Source organism: Algoriphagus sp., assembly GCF_024642405.1.
Taxonomy (GTDB): domain Bacteria; phylum Bacteroidota; class Bacteroidia; order Cytophagales; family Cyclobacteriaceae; genus Algoriphagus.
Genome location: NZ_JAHEBC010000469.1, coordinates 1 through 2,604, shown reverse-complemented (window position 1 = coordinate 2,604; position 2,604 = coordinate 1). Strand labels below are relative to the sequence as shown.

General features: G+C 36.4%; 2 protein-coding genes. Both read right to left on the bottom strand.

Annotated elements, in window-relative coordinates; genetic code table 11:
* Positions 1 to 807 (bottom strand): glycosyltransferase (locus Q0L68_RS19440; protein WP_296705907.1); only part of this gene is annotated, 807 nt, incomplete at its 3' end.
* Entirely contained in the window at positions 804 to 2,420 is a 1,617-nt protein-coding gene (locus Q0L68_RS19435) for a formyltransferase family protein (protein WP_296705906.1), read from the bottom strand. The genes Q0L68_RS19435 and Q0L68_RS19440, both read right to left, overlap by 4 nt.
* Positions 2,421 to 2,604: the final 184 nt, after the last annotated feature.

Genomic DNA, 2,604 nt, shown 5'->3' with positions numbered 1-2,604 from the left:
GGCTGGAAGACCTTCCGAAATGCTTGGTAAAATCAACATAGAATTTTCCGGAATCGAATTGAAGGGCTTTGCCAATGCTCCCAAAAATTTGACCTGACCTTTGAATTCCAACTTATCTGTTTCTCTTTCTATTCTTTCTTTTTCAGGTCCATCCCCGATTAACCAGAGTTGTGCCGATGGGTACTTTTTTAGAAACAGTTCGAAAATTCTAAGTGAACCAAAATGATTTTTTTCATACGTGAAACCCGCAATTTGAACCAAAACTGGAAAAGGTTTGGCTTTTGCCAAACGATCAAAAAAAGGAATTTGAATACCTATGGGAATAATTTGATGTTCTTTTTCTTTGCCTAAAAACTGATCCAAATCGTTCTTGGTAAAGTTGGAAACAGAGACAAAAGCATCAATATTCCTAAATAGAAATTTATTGAAAGTGCGGTGCCAAAAGGAAGTTAGGTAAGTACTAACAAGTCCCCCATTATTAAAGACAAGTCTGAAACTTCCACGGAAAAGTTTTTTGCTAAATACCGCAAATTTTAAAGTATCACCACCATTGGCTTGTACCAGATCTGGCTTAAAATCAAGGACGATATCATTAAATTTTTTCCAACCTGAATAATCCCAGAATCTATTTTTTTTCTTTCGATTGAGACGGATTAAGTCTTCTGAAAACGGTAAATCAAAATCTCCTTCAAATAAAGAAACTAAAAGAACTTCATGTCCCAGGAGTTTAAGTTCTTCACTTAACCAAGAAGTGAAAATTTCTGCTCCCCTAGCTTGAGGTTTTTGAATCAGTTGAATGATCTTCATTTGCGGAAGTAAAAATCCAAATACATTTTACCCTTGCACATATTAATCGTATGAATTCCCAAAGCCCCAGCCACAAGATTCGGTTCTATAAAATAGGCTAGTTTTTCCCGATAGCTGCTTTCCGTGATCTGCAGGATTTCCATTACAGCAATCCTATGACCATACCTTTTCCCAGAATCCTGGGCTGGCCTGAAAAGCTTTCCCTTTTTTTCGAATAAATTTCCAGCGGGTCTTGAGCATCTCACATCTGAAACAATGGGATTCATTGGATGCGCATTCCAATTTGCAGATTGAAGCGATTCAGAGAAATATAAATTCAGCTCATCAAAGGATGAGGTAGCTGGATGAGACTTTTGATTAATAAACAGCCAATATTTTCCATTCGCAAAATAAACCGTTGGATCATACCCCTCTCCTTCAAAAAACAATGCTCTTTTTCCCCATTGAAACGGGAAATTTAAAGCTTTATAAATAAACAATGAGCCAGCTTCTGCTGATTCAGGTACCATGAAAAAATCTCCGTTTTGTTCAAAAATGAAAGGATAGGATAAATGCCAGTCTTCCTGAATAACCGCTTGCGATTTTACCAGTTGATTGTTTTGCATTACCCCACAAACAATCATTCCTTTTTCTGATTGCCTATCAAATTCCTCTGCAAAAACATAGGTTTCTCCCTGATAAAAAACCGGAAAAGGATCTGCGAAGTATTTGGATGAATTTCGCTTTTGAGCAATCCATTGAATATCTGAACTCTCAATGGCTGAAGCATCTGAATGATTTACCATAGCCAATTCCCAATGTGCTGGCTTTTTCTTTTCTTGAATTTTCCGTTTTATATTTCTTTGGACCAAATTCCAAACTAGAGAAAGCATTTCGAAGGTCTCTGGAGGTCGTCTTAGTTTAGATTTTATAGTTTTTTCTATCTTGGATTCAGGTAAATCTTGACTCCATTTTTCTTCACCCATTTGTTCAATCCTTTGAAGAACTCTGGCAACAAAATAAGAGGACTTCCAAAAAACAGCATTGGCGTTTCTTTCCACTGAGAGAGGATTTGTTTGAGAATAAGATTCATAGAGTACTTCTCCCTGATCCAATTCCTCCGTTAATCTTTGTAAAACTGTTCCGGTAGTTTCCCATCCCAACATCACTTCCCAAAATGCAGGCGGTCCTCCTCTATACTTTGATGGATCCCCATGATGATAGGACCAAATGCCTAATCGAGGAACAGTCAATATTGAGCCTGATAAAATGCGAAAGCCAAATCTTAAGATTATATCAATTTCAAACTCCTTTATTTTTTCTAGGTCTTCATTTAGAAACTCATCTCTATAAGAAGTCTGTATGGGTTTAACTTGAATTTGAGAAAGTTTTTTTATGGAAAGATCCTTTATCGAAATTCTCTTAAATGCATCAAATCCAGATTTAAAAAGTTTCCTGTCTAATGCTCTGTATAGTCGATATAGAAGAGGGGATTTTTTACCTGAGGGTTTAGGAGAAAGATTCCTAATTTCCAAAACTATCTCAGAACTTCCCTGATCTAACAATGCATTTAGACATTCCCATTCCCAAGCCTGGAGAAAATCAGAATCTGTTAAAATCGCTATTCTAAACAAGTTAATTGGAAAAATATGTGATTTTTAATGTCATTTCGAGGGCGGAACAACCGAGAAATCTCAATTATTTTTGATTTAGAAATCAACTTTTTTTACCCCCTAAATCCCCCTAGAGGGAGACTTTGTCAATAAAACGGGAAAAGATTACACATTTTATCACGCATTGTAAATGGAACTACCCCTC